Origin of the sequence: Prauserella marina, assembly GCF_002240355.1 — a bacterium.
In the GTDB taxonomy this organism is placed as follows: Bacteria; Actinomycetota; Actinomycetes; order Mycobacteriales; family Pseudonocardiaceae; genus Prauserella_A; species Prauserella_A marina.
In genome coordinates this window covers 848902-863864 of sequence record NZ_CP016353.1, presented here as the reverse complement: position 1 = coordinate 863864, position 14963 = coordinate 848902, and the positions used below count along the sequence as shown (strand labels likewise).

17 protein-coding genes are annotated in these 14963 nt (G+C 69.0%); 8 read left to right on the top strand and 9 right to left on the bottom strand.

Annotated elements, in window-relative coordinates; translation table 11 throughout:
- Window positions 1-6: 6 nt before the first annotated feature.
- The 7 genes from BAY61_RS03835 to BAY61_RS03805 form a co-directional block, all read right to left on the bottom strand.
- Window positions 7-288: a hypothetical protein gene (locus BAY61_RS03835; protein ID WP_091810511.1), complete on the bottom strand. Its 282-nt coding sequence runs from the start codon at window positions 286-288 to the stop codon at window positions 7-9.
- Window positions 285-2030, bottom strand: a complete 1746-nt coding sequence (locus tag BAY61_RS03830; RefSeq protein WP_091810513.1) for a TNT domain-containing protein — start codon at window positions 2028-2030, stop codon at window positions 285-287. Before BAY61_RS03830 ends, BAY61_RS03835 begins: the two co-directional genes overlap by 4 nt.
- Before the next feature lie 8 nt (window positions 2031-2038).
- Entirely contained in the window at window positions 2039-2431 is a 393-nt protein-coding gene (locus tag BAY61_RS03825) for a WXG100 family type VII secretion target (RefSeq protein ID WP_091810515.1), read from the bottom strand.
- Window positions 2413-2853 (bottom strand): YbaB/EbfC family nucleoid-associated protein, encoded by a 441-nt coding sequence (locus BAY61_RS03820; protein ID WP_091810517.1) that lies wholly within the window; start codon window positions 2851-2853, stop codon window positions 2413-2415. Before BAY61_RS03820 ends, BAY61_RS03825 begins: the two co-directional genes overlap by 19 nt.
- A gap of 158 nt (window positions 2854-3011) precedes the next feature.
- Entirely contained in the window at window positions 3012-3956 is a 945-nt protein-coding gene (locus tag BAY61_RS03815; protein WP_091810519.1) for a hydroxymethylglutaryl-CoA lyase, read from the bottom strand.
- A 5-nt stretch (window positions 3957-3961) separates the two neighbouring features.
- Window positions 3962-4522 (bottom strand): PH domain-containing protein, encoded by a 561-nt coding sequence (locus BAY61_RS03810; RefSeq protein ID WP_176879907.1) that lies wholly within the window; start codon window positions 4520-4522, stop codon window positions 3962-3964.
- A 64-nt stretch (window positions 4523-4586) separates the two neighbouring features.
- Window positions 4587-5420: a biotin--[acetyl-CoA-carboxylase] ligase gene (locus BAY61_RS03805; RefSeq protein WP_091810523.1), complete on the bottom strand. Its 834-nt coding sequence runs from the start codon at window positions 5418-5420 to the stop codon at window positions 4587-4589.
- 96 nt (window positions 5421-5516) lie between these two features.
- On the opposite strand from BAY61_RS03805, the gene BAY61_RS03800 reads away from it, so the two are divergent.
- Entirely contained in the window at window positions 5517-7157 is a 1641-nt protein-coding gene (locus BAY61_RS03800; RefSeq protein WP_091810525.1) for an acyl-CoA carboxylase subunit beta, read from the top strand.
- A complete protein-coding gene (locus BAY61_RS03795; RefSeq protein WP_091810526.1) occupies window positions 7154-7390 on the top strand; it encodes an acyl-CoA carboxylase subunit epsilon in 237 nt (78 codons plus the stop codon). The genes BAY61_RS03800 and BAY61_RS03795 overlap by 4 nt, the downstream gene beginning before the upstream one ends.
- Here BAY61_RS03795 and BAY61_RS03790 read toward each other — a convergent pair.
- Window positions 7379-8656 (bottom strand): MFS transporter, encoded by a 1278-nt coding sequence (locus BAY61_RS03790; protein WP_245865772.1) that lies wholly within the window; start codon window positions 8654-8656, stop codon window positions 7379-7381. The two genes, BAY61_RS03795 and BAY61_RS03790, sit on opposite strands and share 12 nt — an antisense overlap.
- A gap of 63 nt (window positions 8657-8719) precedes the next feature.
- Between BAY61_RS03790 and BAY61_RS03785 the strand changes: the two genes are divergently transcribed.
- The 4 genes from BAY61_RS03785 to BAY61_RS03770 all read left to right on the top strand — a co-directional run bounded on the left by BAY61_RS03785 (window position 8720) and on the right by BAY61_RS03770 (window position 12313).
- Entirely contained in the window at window positions 8720-9376 is a 657-nt protein-coding gene (locus BAY61_RS03785) for a GntR family transcriptional regulator (protein ID WP_091810528.1), read from the top strand.
- 198 nt (window positions 9377-9574) lie between these two features.
- Window positions 9575-10207: a PadR family transcriptional regulator gene (locus BAY61_RS03780; RefSeq protein ID WP_091810529.1), complete on the top strand. Its 633-nt coding sequence runs from the start codon at window positions 9575-9577 to the stop codon at window positions 10205-10207.
- Window positions 10191-11639 carry a DHA2 family efflux MFS transporter permease subunit gene (locus BAY61_RS03775; protein WP_091810530.1) on the top strand — a complete coding sequence of 483 codons (1449 nt, stop codon included), beginning with the start codon at window positions 10191-10193 and terminating at the stop codon, window positions 11637-11639. Before BAY61_RS03780 ends, BAY61_RS03775 begins: the two co-directional genes overlap by 17 nt.
- A gap of 35 nt (window positions 11640-11674) precedes the next feature.
- Window positions 11675-12313 (top strand): Maf family protein, encoded by a 639-nt coding sequence (locus BAY61_RS03770; protein WP_091810531.1) that lies wholly within the window; start codon window positions 11675-11677, stop codon window positions 12311-12313.
- Between the two features lie 24 nt (window positions 12314-12337).
- Here the strand turns inward: BAY61_RS03770 and BAY61_RS03765 are convergent, their stop codons facing one another.
- Entirely contained in the window at window positions 12338-12889 is a 552-nt protein-coding gene (locus BAY61_RS03765) for a hypothetical protein (protein ID WP_091810532.1), read from the bottom strand.
- 24 nt (window positions 12890-12913) lie between these two features.
- Between BAY61_RS03765 and BAY61_RS03760 the strand changes: the two genes are divergently transcribed.
- Both BAY61_RS03760 and BAY61_RS03755 read left to right on the top strand, forming a co-directional pair.
- Complete coding sequence (locus tag BAY61_RS03760; protein ID WP_211323646.1) at window positions 12914-13537, top strand: TetR/AcrR family transcriptional regulator; 624 nt, start codon at window positions 12914-12916, stop codon at window positions 13535-13537.
- 91 nt (window positions 13538-13628) lie between these two features.
- A complete protein-coding gene (locus tag BAY61_RS03755; protein ID WP_091810534.1) occupies window positions 13629-14963 on the top strand; it encodes a dicarboxylate/amino acid:cation symporter in 1335 nt (444 codons plus the stop codon).

The window sequence follows — 14963 nt, the reverse complement described above, 5'->3', positions numbered from 1 at the left end:
GGCTGGTCAGGGAAGCACGCCGACCGCGCCGCGGGCCACCTGAGCCCAGGCGAGCCTGCCGAAAAGGTAGTGACAGGCGACCTGCTCACTCGTGAACCGCGCCCAGTCGTAGCGGTTGCCCTGCTCGCGCCAGAACACTTCCCAGGTCGGTCCCTCCTCGGCCGCGCCGTCACCGTCGTCGTCGCCACGCAGGAGACACCACGTGTTGTCGGCTTCGGCGCCGATCGACACCACCTCATGCGGAACACCGACGGCTTCGAGCCACCGCATGATCGACTCCGTGTTCACTGCCTCTCCTCGAACGTGATGTCGGCAAGGTAGCCGAGGGTCACCAGCTCCGCGGCCGAATAGACGGAGCGATAGCGCACCCCGCCGCCCGGCAGGCCGAACCAGGCCGCTGAGATCGCTTTCCACACCGGAACCTGGCGCAGCACGCGGTAGCGCCGGTATCCGGCGTCGAGCCCCGCGGGCGGAAGAGAGCGCTCGGCGAAGGGCGTGCCGTCGGGCGCGAAGATCCTGCCGTGGGCTGTGCCGAACCGGTCGATTTCGGTGCCCTCGCCCAGCAGCACCGGTTCGGCGGCTTCGACCCCGCCTTCCGGATTCCGTTCGGCGGGCGGCCACGCGTACTCCGGTGCCTCACCGCCCTGCACGAGGTAATGGCGATCCCATTCCTCCCGCGAGAGCCCCTGCTCCCCGCCCAGTGGGTCGTGGCCTTCGGTGAGTGAGGCAGGCGGCCGGGGCAGCACGGTGGCCGGTGGCGGGGCGGGCTGGCGCCATCCATTGCGCAGCCACGCCAGCGCCTGCCCCGGATCGACGTCCGAGGAATCCGGGTGATCGTGGGGAGGGAAACGCAGCCATGGCACGCATGCCCGTTCCCCCTCAGGAACGGGCAGTTGCCTCGCGGGCCGGTCGGTGGCGACGGGAAGGTGGCCGATCGGGAACATGTGCACGACGAACAGCGCGACGATGCTCTGTCGTTCCTGCCGGGGAGACCCGACGGGAACGGGGGCCTCCTGCGGCCGTGGCCTCACTGGTTCGGGAACGGGGCCCGGCCTCGGGTAGACGGGTTCCGCCGAGGGACCCCACCTCGCCGGGGCATAAGGGGCTTGCGGGTACACCGGCGCACCGTAGGGAACCTGGCCGACCGGCGGGACCGGGTAGGGCTGGCCGGCGAAGGGCTGCGCACCGTAGTGCTGCGGAACGAACTGGCCCTGCGCCGGCTGGATGCCAGGCGCCCCTCCGAACCCGGAGAGCTGAGTCTGAGAAGGCGGAGTCGGGATACCGGCCGGCAGCGAGATTCCGCTCGGCGGCGTCGGTACGTCGTCGAAACCGCCCTGCGAGAGAAATCCGCCGTAGCTCGCGGCCGGAGTCCCCCTCGGCGGGGTCGGCACGTCGGGCAGTCTGATCGGCCCGGTGCCCTCGTCCACGTCGCTGTAGTAGCTGTTGTCGTTGTCGCTGCCGGTCTTATCGCTGCTGCTGTCGGTCTGGTCCCCGTCGGCAGGCCCCGGCTCGTCAGGGGACTCACCGTCGGCGCCCGGTTGCCCCGCGCTCGCCACGAGTTCGTCGCTGATCGCGCCCAGCCTCGCGGCGAAACCACGCAGCGAGGTGTCCAGTCCCGCCAGCGCGAACGGGTGCCCAGCCTCGACGGCGGCCATGACCGCGTCCCTGTTCTTCGCGGCCTCGACGAGGTGCCCGGCCAGGTCCGCCTTCGCCGCCGCGATGAGTTCGGCGACCTGATCGAGGCGGTTCGCCGCCAGCTCCGCTTCGCGCACGACGGTGGCGAACCCACCCGTTTCCGGGGCGAGCAGGCCGGAGAGCCGCCCGTGAGCGCCGTGTCCCGCGGCGGCCGACAGCGCCTGGGTGACCTTGTCACCGGCCGCGTCCACCTCCGCGGCCAGCGTGCCCAGTTCGGCGGCGGCCATTCGCCACGCACCGGCCTGTTCCCTCAGCGCGTCCTCGTCGCCCTCGGGCCACCGCGCTCCCGTCGCCCTCGCGATGTCGGCGAGTTCGGCAGGCAACTCGATTCCCATTCCTCCGCCTATCCGGCCCTGCCCGGGTCACCGGGCTTTTTCATGCCGCCTTCGGCCGCGCCGACGATGTCGGCGACCTCGATGGCCGCCGAGCCGTCGGCGTCACGGTAGGCGGCCGCCGCGACGGCGAGTGTCTCGCCAGTCTCGGCGAGCCCGGCCTCGATCGTGTCGATCCGGTCGAGTGTGTCCGCGACCGGCCCGGTGTGCTCGTCGGCGAACCGCTGCCCTGCCTCGTCGGTACCCCACGGCCGGTCGACGAGCGCGGCACGCAAGCGGGTGGAGATGTCCTCCGCCCGCTCGGCGAATCCGGCGAAGTCGGCGGCGAGTACGGCGAGCCGGCCCGGATCGGCTTGGAACGACCCGCCGCCGGATGCGGGGTCGTTTATCGCGTGCGCGGCCAATCGGCCTCCTCAAGCCAGCTTTGATCTTCGAAACTCTCGTCGTCGTCGGCGGGTTCGGGCTCGCCGGTCTCGCACCCTTCGAGGTCGGCCGCGCCGAGCAGCAGTGCCTGCGCGTCCGTTCCCTCCGGCAGAGCGGGCGCCAGCAGGTCTCCCGCACCGGCGACCGCCTTGCCCCCGGCCACCGTGGCCGCCTCCACGATCCGCGCCGCGAGTTCGGCGGGCCGGTAGCGTTCGTAAGCTTCGTCGGCGATGACGAGGCCGGTGAGCGTTCCTCGCGCTCCGACCGTCGCGGTCACCATGCCGTCGGCGCTGCCCGCCGACTCGCTGAAGGCGGCGAGCTCGCGCTGCACGGCGGCGAGCTGTTCCCTGCTGCGGTGATAGTCGGCGAGCAACGCATCCACCTGCGCACGATGGTCGGTCACGGGCCCTCCCGACACTCGTTGGTCCGTTGTTACAGCGGTCGGCTCCGCCTGAGACGCGGCGACTGCCCGCGCGGTTCCTTCCAGTATCGGATCGTTGTCCGGTCCGGGCGCGATTCACCCCATCGACGGACGGCAGCCCGTTCCCGCCGGGGGTCCCGCTATCCGGCCAGCGCCTTGACCACGTTGGAAGGGCTCGGCCTCCCGAGCCGCTCCGCCATCCAGACGCTGGTCCGCACGAGCGAGCCGAGATCGACCCCGTGCTCGACGCCGAGACCGTCGAGCAGCCACACCAGATCCTCGGTGGCGAGATTGCCGGTCGCCGATTCCGCGTAGGGGCAGCCACCGAGACCACCGGCAGAGGAATCCACAGTGGACACTCCACGATGGAGGGCTGCGAGTGTGTTGGCCAGCGCTTGGCCGTAGGTGTCGTGGAAGTGCACGGCCAGCTTGTCGATACCGACACCGGCCTCGGTGAAGGCGTTGAGCAGCCGCTCGACCTGCCCTGCCGTCGCCACTCCGATGGTGTCGCCGAGGGAAAGCTGGAAACAGCCAAGGTCGAGCAGGCGCTTACCGGCCCGCACCACCTGCTCCACCGCGACCGGGCCCTCCCACGGATCACCGAAACACATGGAGAGGTAGCCGCGAACCCGAAGCCCCTCCGCCAGCGCGCGCCCGATGGTCGGTTCGAACATCGAGAACTGACCGTCGACGGTCGAGTTGAGGTTGCGCTTCGCGAAAGTCTCCGTCGCGCTGCCGAACACCGCGATGTCGCCGACGCCCGCCGCGAACGCCCTTTCCAGGCCACGCTCGTTGGGAACCAGCACCGGATACCGCACGCCGTCGCGCCTGACCAGCCCTTCGAGCAGCCGCTCAGCGTCGGCGAGCTGCGGCACCCATTTCGGATGCACGAAGCTCGTGGCCTCCAGCGTGGTCAGTCCCGCCTCGGCGAGCCGGTCGAGGAACTCCAGCTTCACGCCGACGTCGACGATCGCCTTCTCGTTCTGGAGGCCGTCGCGCGGGCCGACCTCCCAGATCGAGACCCGTCGCGGCAGACCGCCGCCGGATGGCACCCGCTCCGGAAGCCCGATGTCACGTACGCCCATACCGGTCAGCGCCCCCTGCCCCTCGGCTGAGGGGGCGGTTCCTGCTGGGCCTGGCCCTCGAAACCGAAGTCGTCGTAGGGGTTGTCGTTGACCTGCCGGTAGATCGCGGTGTGCACCTGCTCGACCCTCGGAATGTCGTCGAAGGTGAGCGGCTCGTCGGAGGCGGACTCGATGATGAGCGTCCCGCAGCCGAAGATCCGGTCGAGCAACCCGTGCTCGAACCGCACGCTGTTGATCCTGGCCATCGGGATGTCGATACCGGTGCGCTTGACGACGCCCTCGCGGGCGATGACGCGGTCGGTGGTGACGATGAAGTGAGTGGTCCGCCAGCGCACGAACGGCACGAGGAACAACGTGACGAGCAACGCGAGCCCGACGACGCCGGTGGCGATGAGCGCGACGAGATCCCACGGCGCTTCGAGGTCTCTGGCGAGCAACGCGACCCAGATCCCGAGACCGATCGTCACGATCAGGACGACGAAGGGGACGATCAGCATCTTGAAGTGCGGATGCTTGTGCGTGATGACGCGCTCACCGTCACTGAGCAGATCGTCTGGATACGCCACTTCGAACACTCCCCGGACTCGTGTCTCGCCGTGTGCGCTCACCGTACCGCGCGAGGGGGCCGGTTTACTCCGCGACCGGGCGCAAGTGAACGACATCTCCGGCGAAGATCGTCCGCAGCTCACCGGCCGCGGTCCTGACGATCAGCGCTCCGTTCGGATCGAGGTCGACGGCTTCGCCGACGAGGGAAGGCGCACCGGCGATCATGATCTTCACCTCGTGGCCGATGGTCACGCAGTTCGCCAGGTACTCGGAGATCAGGCCCCCGGCGCCGAGATCGCCGCCGTCGGCCCGCCAGCGGCGTTCGCGCTCGTCGAGCGCGGTGAGCAAGGCGAGGGCGACGGCGGTGCGCGACACCGGGCCATTCGCCAGTTCGGAGAGCGAAACGGCGGGCAGCCCGCCCGGCGCCGGCGGTACGGGGTCTCGCTGTGCCTTCACGTTCAGCCCCATGCCGAGGATCACCGCTTGCTCGTCGGAGGCCGCCGCCTCGGACAGGATCCCGGCGCACTTGCCATAGCCTTCGCCGGACGGCAGCGGGGCGAGCACGTCGTTAGGCCACTTGAGCACTGCTTCGACGCCAACGGCGCGCAGCGCGTCCAGCACGGCGAGACCGGCGACGGGCGCGAGCGAGCCGAGCCCGGAAAGCGGGATCGAAGGACGCAACAACACGCTGCAGTACAGCCCCGAACCCGATGGCGAGACCCAGGTCCTGCCTCTTCGCCCCTGTCCGGCCGTCTGCTCCTCGGCGATGAGCACGGTCCGGTCGTCGGCGCCGCCGACAAGTGCTTCCCTCAGGTCGGCGTTGGTGGACCCCGTGCTGGCCACGACGTCGAGCTCGGCATAGGGACCGGCCGGTCGCACGAGCGCGGCACGCAGCCTCGCGGCGTCGATCCGCTTCATGGCGGCAACCCTAATGACCGCGCACAACGCCCAGACGTTGCCTAGTTGCCTACGCCACAGCTCGGGGCTTGTGTCCGATGGCTAAGCTCGGGCTTCATGAGTAGCGCGACGGAGCCGATCGGGACGCCTCCCGCAGAAGAGCCGGACATTCACACCACGGCCGGCAAACTCGCCGACCTTTACGTGCGCTACTCCGAGGCGGTGCACGCGGGGTCGGCCCGGGCGGTGGAACGACAGCACGCCAAGGGGAAGAAGACCGCACGCGAGCGCATCGACCTGCTGCTCGACGAGGGCTCGTTCGTCGAGCTCGACGAGTTCGCACGGCACCGCTCGACGAACTTCGGCCAAGAGGACAACCGCCCCTACGGCGATGGTGTCGTGACCGGGTACGGCACGGTCGACGGCCGTCCGGTGTGCGTGTTCAGCCAGGACGTCACGGTGTTCGGCGGCTCGCTCGGCGAGGTGTACGGCGAGAAGATCGTCAAGGTCATGGATCTGGCCATCAAGACGGGCAGGCCCATCATCGGCATCAACGAGGGCGGAGGGGCGCGCATCCAGGAGGGTGTCGTCTCGCTCGGTCTCTACGGGGAGATCTTCCGGCGCAACACGCTCGCCTCGGGCGTCGTCCCGCAGATCTCGCTGATCATGGGCGCCAACGCGGGAGGGCACGTCTACTCGCCAGCGCTCACCGACTTCGTGGTGATGGTCGACCAGACGTCGCACATGTTCATCACCGGTCCCGACGTGATCAAGACGGTGACCGGCGAAGAGGTTTCGTTCGAGGACCTCGGCGGTGGCAGGACCCACAACACGAAATCGGGCAACGCGCACTACCTCGGCACCGACGAGGAGGACGCGATCGCCTACGTCAAGGAGCTGCTTGGCTTCCTGCCGAGCAACAACCTTTCCGAGCCGCCGGTGTTGGAGCCGGCCGAGCCGGGTGGCGAGTCGATCGCCGACGGGGTCACCGACACCGACCGCGAGCTGGACACGCTCATCCCCGATTCACCGAACCAGCCCTACGACATGCACGAGGTCATCACGAGGGTCGTTGACGACGGCGACTTCCTTGAGGTGCACGAGCTGTTCGCGCCGAACGTGCTGACCGGTTTCGGCAGGATCGACGGCAACAGCGTCGGCATCGTGGCCAACCAGCCGACCCAGTTCGCAGGCTGCCTCGACATCGACGCCTCGGAGAAGGCCGCGCGGTTCGTGCGCACCTGCGACGCCTTCAACGTTCCCGTGCTGACCTTCGTCGACGTTCCCGGTTTCCTTCCCGGCACCGACCAGGAGTGGAACGGCATCATCAGGCACGGCGCGAAGCTGATCTACGCCTACGCCGAGGCGACCGTTCCGCTGGTCACCGTCATCACGCGCAAGGCATACGGCGGGGCCTACGACGTGATGGGGTCCAAGCACCTCGGTGCCGACGTCAACGTGGCGTGGCCGACCGCGCAGATCGCGGTCATGGGAGCACAGGGCGCCGCGAACATCGTGTACCGCAAGACACTCGCGAACGCGGCCGACTCCGGTGAGGACGTCGAGGCGCTGCGGGCGCGGTTGATCCAGGAATACGAGGACACGCTGTGCAACCCGTACGTCGCGGCCGAGCGCGGCTACGTCGACGGCGTGATCCCGCCCGCACACACTCGCGGTTACATCGCCCGAGCGCTGCGCATGCTGAGCGAGAAGCGCGAGACGCTGCCGCCCAAGAAGCACGGGAACATCCCGCTGTGAGCGCCGGCGAGGAGAGCGAGCGGAAGCCGTTCCTGAGGGTCGTTCGCGGCAAGCCCGACGACACGGAACTGGCCGCGCTGGCCGCCGTCGTCGCGGGGATGGCCGCTTCCGGTGCGGCGGAGGAGCCCGCCGCACCGCGGCCCCGGTCGCGGTGGGCCGACCGGGCGACGCTGGTGCGGTCGCCGTTGCGGCCTGGACAGGGAGCGTGGCGCGCCTCGGCGCTACCCCGCTGAGTTCTGCAGAACCGGTTGTTCGCCGGTGCCACCCGGCACCGGCGACCCGGCGTACCGGTGCGATCGGATCATGGCGAGCAGCCCGCCGGCGGCAAGCGCGAGAGGAACCGCGAACGCGGCCCTGTGCGCCGAGGGCGGCGCCATACCGGATCCGGACAGCGTGTCCAGTAACACACCGGTGCCGAGCTGGGCGACGACGGCGAAGCCGAAGCCGCCCATGTTCGCGACGCCGGTGGCAATGCCCGCCCTGTGCACGGCGTTGCTCGACCTGGCCAGGTCGAAGGCCAGCATGCTGACGCCACCGCAGGCTCCGATGAGGAACAACGCCGCGGCCAGCAGCCAGGTCGGCGCTGGTCCTGGAACGGCAACGAGCAGTGCCCCGCAGGCGGTCGTGACGACGGCGGCGCCGAGCACGAGCGGCGCCCGCACCGACGGCCTGCGGGAGGCCAGCCTGCCTCCCGCCGTGCTGACCAGCACGAAACCGAGTACGACGACAGCGAGCAGGCTGCCTGCCGCTGCCGGTGTCCTCGCGTGGGCGGTCACGAGATAGGGCTGGCCGAGTACGGCGGTGAAGGACACGAACGTGCCCATGAGCGTGAAGTGGGTCCACATCGCGTGCCGGGTTCCCGGAGTCCGCCACGCCTGGCGCAGCCCCGTGACCGGCCGCTCGACGGCGGTGACCCTGCTTTCGACTCCTGACGGCGCCTCCTTGAGCGCGATCGCGGTCACGACGAGCACGAAGACGGTGACGGCGGCGGCAATCAGGAAGGAGCCGGTCCAGCCTCGCGCTTCGAGCAACGCCGACAGCGGAGCCGTGGCGATGAGCTGACCGAGTCCGCCGATCATTCCGGTCAGCGCGGCGACGAACGCGTACCGGTGCCCCGCGAACCAGTTGTGCACGATGCGCAGGGTGCTGACGAACATGCACGCGTCACCGGCACCGATCAGCGCCCTGCCCGCCATGGCCGCCGGAAAACCGCCTGCCAGCGCGAACAGGATCGTGCCCGCCGTCATGGAGATCATTCCGGTCAGCAGCAGGCGGCGTGGGCCGAACCGGTCGGCCCCGATCCCGACCGGTACCTGCAACGCCGCGTACAGCGCGAGCTGAACGACCGAGAAGGCCGCAAGGCCCGTCGCGTCGATCCCGAACCGGTCCTGCGCGGTCAGTCCGGCCACCGAAAGGCTCATCCGGTGGAAGAGAGCCGACAGGTAGCAGAGCGCTCCCAAGCCCCACATCACCCACGGCAGCCATGTTCCGCCCCGCACTCACGACCCCTTGCACGCATCTTGTATCTATCTTGAATTCAAGATGCTCGCTACCATGCGGACATGTCAACGAGCGGCCGGTCACAGCCCAAGGCCGCCGGCGAGCGCGCCTACCACTGGGTGAAGGAACGCATCCTCGACGGCCGTTTCGAAGGCGGCCTGCTGCTCAGCGAGGGCGAGGCGGCGACAGCGTTGCGGCTTTCGCGCACGCCGGTGAGGGAAGCCTTTCTGCGACTTGAGGCGGAGGGCCTGCTGCGGCTCTACCCCAAACGCGGCGCGCTCGTGGTGCCGGTGTCGGCGGGCGAGGTGAACGAGGTCAGCGAGGCAAGGCTGCTCGTCGAGAACCACGCGGCTGCCAGCGTCATCGCGGCGGGAGACCACAAGGTGGTCGCCGACCGCATGGCCGAGGTGCTTGCCGCCCAGCGTGCGCTCGACCTCCCTTCGGAGACCGCCCGGTTCTCCGCCCTCGACAGGGAGTTCCACGCGCTGCTCGTCGAGGCGGCCGGCAACAGACTGCTCATCCACTTCTACTCGGGACTGCGCGACCGGCAAGTCAGGATGGCGAACTCGGCGCTGCATCGCACGCCAGGCAGGCACAAGGCGATCCTTTCCCAGCACGAACGCCTGTGCGCGTTGCTGCGGGACGGCGAGACGGCCGCCTTCGCGGACCAGCTCACCGAACACATCAGCGGTACCCACGGCGAGCTGCTCGACCACTGAGCCGCACTCCCCCGCCGAATCCACCGCCTGACCGGCACGCCACACGGCGACCGAATCGAAGCAAGGGAGCTTTGCTGCCGTCTGGCGATAGCAAAGCTCCCTTGCTCTCGTTCCGGGACGTTTCGGTTCCTTGCTCCACGCGTTATAGTCCATGTGGAATAAACGATCCGGATCAATCGAAGGGGACTATAAAAAATCATGGCCTCGGCGAAGCTCACGCCACTGGCGATGGCCGTGCTGGAACTCCTGCACGAGCGGCCCATGCACCCGTACGAGATGAACCAGCTCATGCGGCGGCGGCACGTCTCGAACAGGGTGACCGTCAAGGCCGGATCGCTGTATCACACGGTCGAACGCCTCGTCGGCCACGGATTCGCCGAAATCGTCGACACGCGCCGCGAAGGAAAGCGGCCGGAACGCACGGTCTACGCCATCACACCGCCGGGAAGGGATGCCTTCGACGAACGCGCGAAAGCCATCCTCGGCACCGTCGCCAACGAGCATCCGGAGTTCCTGACCGGCCTCGCCGTGATCGACGACCTCGACCGCGACGACGTACTGCACGAGCTGAACCACAGGGCGCTGCGTCTGGAAGCCGAGATCGCCAAGGACGACGTGATCACCGAAGAACTGCGCGCGAGAAAGCTCCCGGAAACCTATTGGCTCGACTGGCGGTACTCGATGGCGCACCGGCGGTTCGAACTGGAATGGGTACGCGACCTGGTCGACGAGATCACCGCCGGAAAGCTGACCTGGACGCGCGGCGAGAACCGGCCTTCCGAACCAAGCGAAAAATCCACCGAGAGAAGAACCGATGAAGCGGCGAGTTAGCCCTTGGCCTGCCCTTGGGGCACTGTGCCTCGGCTTTTTCATGATCCTGCTCGACACGACGATCGTGTCGATCGCCATTCCCGCCATGGTGCGAGGGCTTGGCACCGACCTGAACTCCGTGGTCTGGGTGCTGAGCGTCTACCTGCTGACCTACGCGGTCCCGATGCTGTTCACCAGCAGGCTCGGCGACCGGTACGGGCCGAAGCGGGTCTTCGTCGCGGGGCTGGTCGTGTTCACGCTGGCCTCGTTGTGGTGCGGCCTGTCGGGAACGGCCGAAATGCTCATCGCCGCCCGCGCGGTGCAGGGCATCGGGGCCGCGCTGATGACACCGCAGACGCTGGCGTTCATCACCCACCTGTTCCCGCCCGCGAAGCGTGGGCCTGCCATGGGGCTGTGGGGCGGAGTCGCGGGGCTGGCGACCATCACGGGACCGCTACTCGGCGGCGTGCTCGTCGACCACCTCGGCTGGGAATGGATCTTCTTCGTCAACGTCCCGATCGGCGTCATCGCGCTCGCGCTGACGCTGGTGCTCGTTCCCGACTGGCAGCCACGGCGCTCGCACAGCTTCGACATCCCCGGCATCCTGCTCTCCGGCGCAGGACTGTTCTGCGTGGTCTTCGGCATCCAGAACGGCCAGCACTACGCGTGGGGGCGGGTGTGGGGGCCGGTCACCATCCCGGAGATCATCGGCGCCGGCGTTCTGCTGCTCGTCGCGTTCGTGCTGTGGCAGCGGTTCAACCGGCACGAGCCGCTGCTCCCGCTGCGGATCTTCAAGCGACGGACGTTCTCGGCAGGCACGGTCACCGCCGCCACGGTCGGCTTCGCGATGACCGGCATGTTCCTCCCGCTCGTGGTGTACGTCCAGGAAGCGCTCGACCTCACCCCCACCGAAGCGGGGGTGCTCACCGCGCCCATGTCGCTGCTCGCGGGAATCACCGCGCCGTTCGCCGGACGGCTCTCCGACCGGCTCGACAGCAGGTACCTCGTGATGTTCGGGTTGTTCGCGCTCGCGGCGGGGCTCGGGATCATCGCGCTGCAAGCCCGGCCGGACAGCAGCCCATGGTCGTTCGTGCCCGCGCTGCTGGTCTGCGGCCTCGGCATCGGATTCACCTTCTCCCCGATGTCGAACGCCACCATGGGTGCGATCGAACCCGCGCTGACCGGGGCGGGCTCCGGCATCTTCAACACCTCACGCCAGGTGGGCGGGGTTCTCGGCAGCGCGGCGACCGGTGTGCTGTTGCAGGCGAGGATCAGCGCGTCGGTGACCGATCCCGGCAACGCCGAGGCCGCCCGCGAAGGACTGACCCACGCGGCGAGGCAGACCATGCTGCTGCCGGTGATCGTCCTGCTGACCGGAGTCGTGACGGCCTCGGCGATGCGCACCAGACGGCCCGCGCCCGCCGTGCCTTCTCCCTCCTCGCCTGGCGCGTGACCCGCGCCGGAGCGGGCACCATCTAGGCTTGCCGGGTGCGTTTCGTGCTCGCTTCGGCCTCCCCGGCAAGGCTCGCCGTGCTCCGCGCGGCAGGCGTCGAACCCAGCGTCATGGTGTCCGGCGTCGACGAGGACGCCGTCATGGCGACACTGACCGGCGCGAAACCCTCAGCCGTGGTGACCGCGCTGGCCTCGGCGAAGGCGCGCGCCGTCGCCGAAACCCTCGGCCTGGACGCGGTCGTCGTTGGCTGCGACTCGATGCTGTGGATCGAAGGGGAACTGCTCGGCAAGCCCGCGACGCCGGAGGCGGCCCGCAAGCGGTGGGCCACCATGGCGGGCGGCAGCGGCGAACTGCTCACCGGTCACGCCGTGCTGCGACTGGAAGCGGGCGAGATCACCGCGGAGTCGGCGGGCACCCAGAGCACGAAGGTGCGGTTCGCGACCCCGGCCGAGGACGAACTGGACGCCTACGTCGCCAGCGGGGAGCCGCTCGCCGTCGCGGGCGCATTCACGATCGACGGCAGGGGCGGCTGGTTCGTCGATGGCATCGAAGGCGACCACACGAGCGTCATCGGCATCAGCCTTCCACTGACCCGCAGGCTGCTCGCCGACATCGGGGTCAGTGTCGCCGACCTGTGGCGCGGATCCGCCGACACCGAAGGCGAGTCGCGCTGACGACCGGCTCCGGCCCGGACGACGTCAGCCCTGCCCATGCCTCAACAGGTGGGCGAGCAACAGCTTGACGGTCAGCAGCGGGCTGATCCAGGCAAGTTCGGCGGGAACGGACAGCAGCGCCGTCGCAAGTATCAGCAGGGCGGCCGCTCCGGCGAACGCGACCGGCGCGCGCAGGTGAGGCGGGACGAGAACGACGAGCACGGCGGAGGCGAGCGTCCCCAGGTAGAGCGCCGCCGCCGTGGGCCACGACAGCCCTGGGAACAGCGCGGCGACGACGAGCAAGTGCCCATGCGCGGCGACGAAGAGGATCGGCCGCCACCGCGATGAACCGGCGCCATGGAACCGGCGCGACGCCGCGGTGGTGGCATTGACGACGACACCACCGACGAGGTCGAACCCCAGTACCAGCAGGACACCGGCCTGAAGCACGTTCAGCCCGTTCGCCAGGGCGAGCGCGGCCGCGAACGCGAGCCCGGAAACCGCCGCACCGTAGGACAGCCGAAGCTCGGCGGGGGATGCTCCGGGAGCGACGAGCACGGCGTTGAGCCGGGATCTCCGTGGAACGGTCGCGACCATGAACGGTAAGTTACCATGGTGAATATGTATTCACCAGAGGACAGGACCGCCAAGGCGATCATCCGCGACACAGCGGTCGAACTGTTCGGCGAACATGGTGTCGACGCGGTCCCGTTGCGCGCCGTCGCGCAGCGGTGCGAGCTGTCGCAACCGTTGATCATCAAGCATTACGGTTCACGCGAAGGGCTGGTACGCGCGGCGGACGAGCATGTACTCGGCCTGCTCGGCAACGCGCTCGAAGCCGCGGCGAACGCGAAGGGCTCGGGCGTCGTGTCCGCCCTCGGCGACCCTGTCGTCACGCGCTACGTCCTGCGCCTGCTCACCTCGTCGGGAGAACGGGCGAGCGCCGCGTACGCCCGGCTCCACGACTTCAGCAGGGCGACCGTACGACGGCTCCACGAGGAAGGTCACGTGGCGGCGGACGCCGACATCGACGAACTCGCCACGGTACTGCTCGCACACGACCTCTCCGTGTTGTTCCTCAGGGACCGGATCGCCGAGACAACGGGCACGGACCCACTCAGCCCCACCGGACTGACCTCGTGGACCGCCACGGTCGCGCGGCTTTACAGCGGCAAGGCCGTCACGGCGGTCGCCGACAGCGTGGCGACCAGGTCTCAACCACCCAGTTCTCGTCCCACGATGTGAGAGATTTTCGGCTCCGGAAGAGAGCAGGACTCGCGAGCGTTGGCAGCTCCGGCACTCTCGACAAGTTCTCGCAGGTAAACGGAGCCAAAGCGTGTCTTTCATACGGACCTACACCCGGCCATCGGTCTTCGCCTCCGCGGTGATCGGCTCGCTGCTGGCGGGCGCCGCGCTCGGCGCGCTCGCGAGGGCGACCGAAGCGGGCTGGCTCACCGAACTGCTCGACCAGATCGGCTCTGTCTTCACGACCCTGTTGCAGATCGCCGTCATCCCGCTCGTGTTCACCGCGATCATCGTGGGCATCAACAGCCTGCGCGGACTGGGCGGCGGAAGGACGGCGGCGAGGCTCGGCGGCAAGACCGTGCTCTGGTTCGCGACGACCTCGCTCATCGCCGTGCTCATCGGCATCGTCGTCGGGCTGGTCTTCAATCCGGGCAGCGGGGGAATCGGTGACGCCGCCGCGACGGCGGCGAACACCGAACGCGCCGCGGAGAGCGTCGAGAGCTGGGGCTCGTGGACCGCGTTCATCGAGGGCATCGTGCCGAGCAACGCGATAGCGGCCTTCGCGGAGGGCCAGACCCTGCAGGTGCTGTTCCTTGCGCTCGTCATCGGTGCCGCCGCCTACAGCCTCGGCGACAAGGCGAAGCCGTTCATCGACGTCACGACGAGCCTTTTCGAGATCATCCAGCGTTACCTCGGCTGGATCGTGCGACTGGCTCCCATCGGCATCCTCGGCCTCATCGGCGCCGCCGTCGCCAACTACGGCGACGCGCTGTTCCGGCCGCTGCTCTCGACGACCATCGCCGTCTACGTCGGCAGCCTGCTCGTGCTGTTCGTGGTCTACCCGGTGCTGCTGCGCTTCGTCGCCGGTGTGCGCCCGTCGACGTTCTTCGCCAAGTCGTGGACGGCCATCCAGTTCGCGTTCGTCTCGCAGTCCTCGGCCGCGACGTTGCCGCTGACGAGGCAGACCGTGGTCAACCTCGGGGTGTCCCCCGGCTACGCCGCCTTCGCGACACCGCTGGCCAGCGCGACCAAGATGGACGGTTGCGCAGCGGTGTTCCCCGCCATCGGCACGATCTTCATCGCCAACATCTCCGGCGTCTCGCTGAACCTCGCGCAGTACCTCGGCATCGTGCTCGTCGCCGTGTTCGGGGCGCTCGCCACGGCGGGGACCACCGGCTGGCTCACCGCGCTGACGCTGACCACGACCGTCATCGGCCTCGACTCCGCGCAGGTCGCGCTCGGCATCGCGCTGATCTACTCGGTGAACCCGATCATGGACATGATGCGCACGGCGACCAACGTCGCGGGGCAGATCGCGGTGCCGACCGTCGTGGCGAGGTCGGAAGGGCTCATCGACGACGAGGTGCTCGCGGCACCCAGCGCACCGCCGCTGCTCAACGAGGAGAAGAAGGAAGCCGTGGCTTGA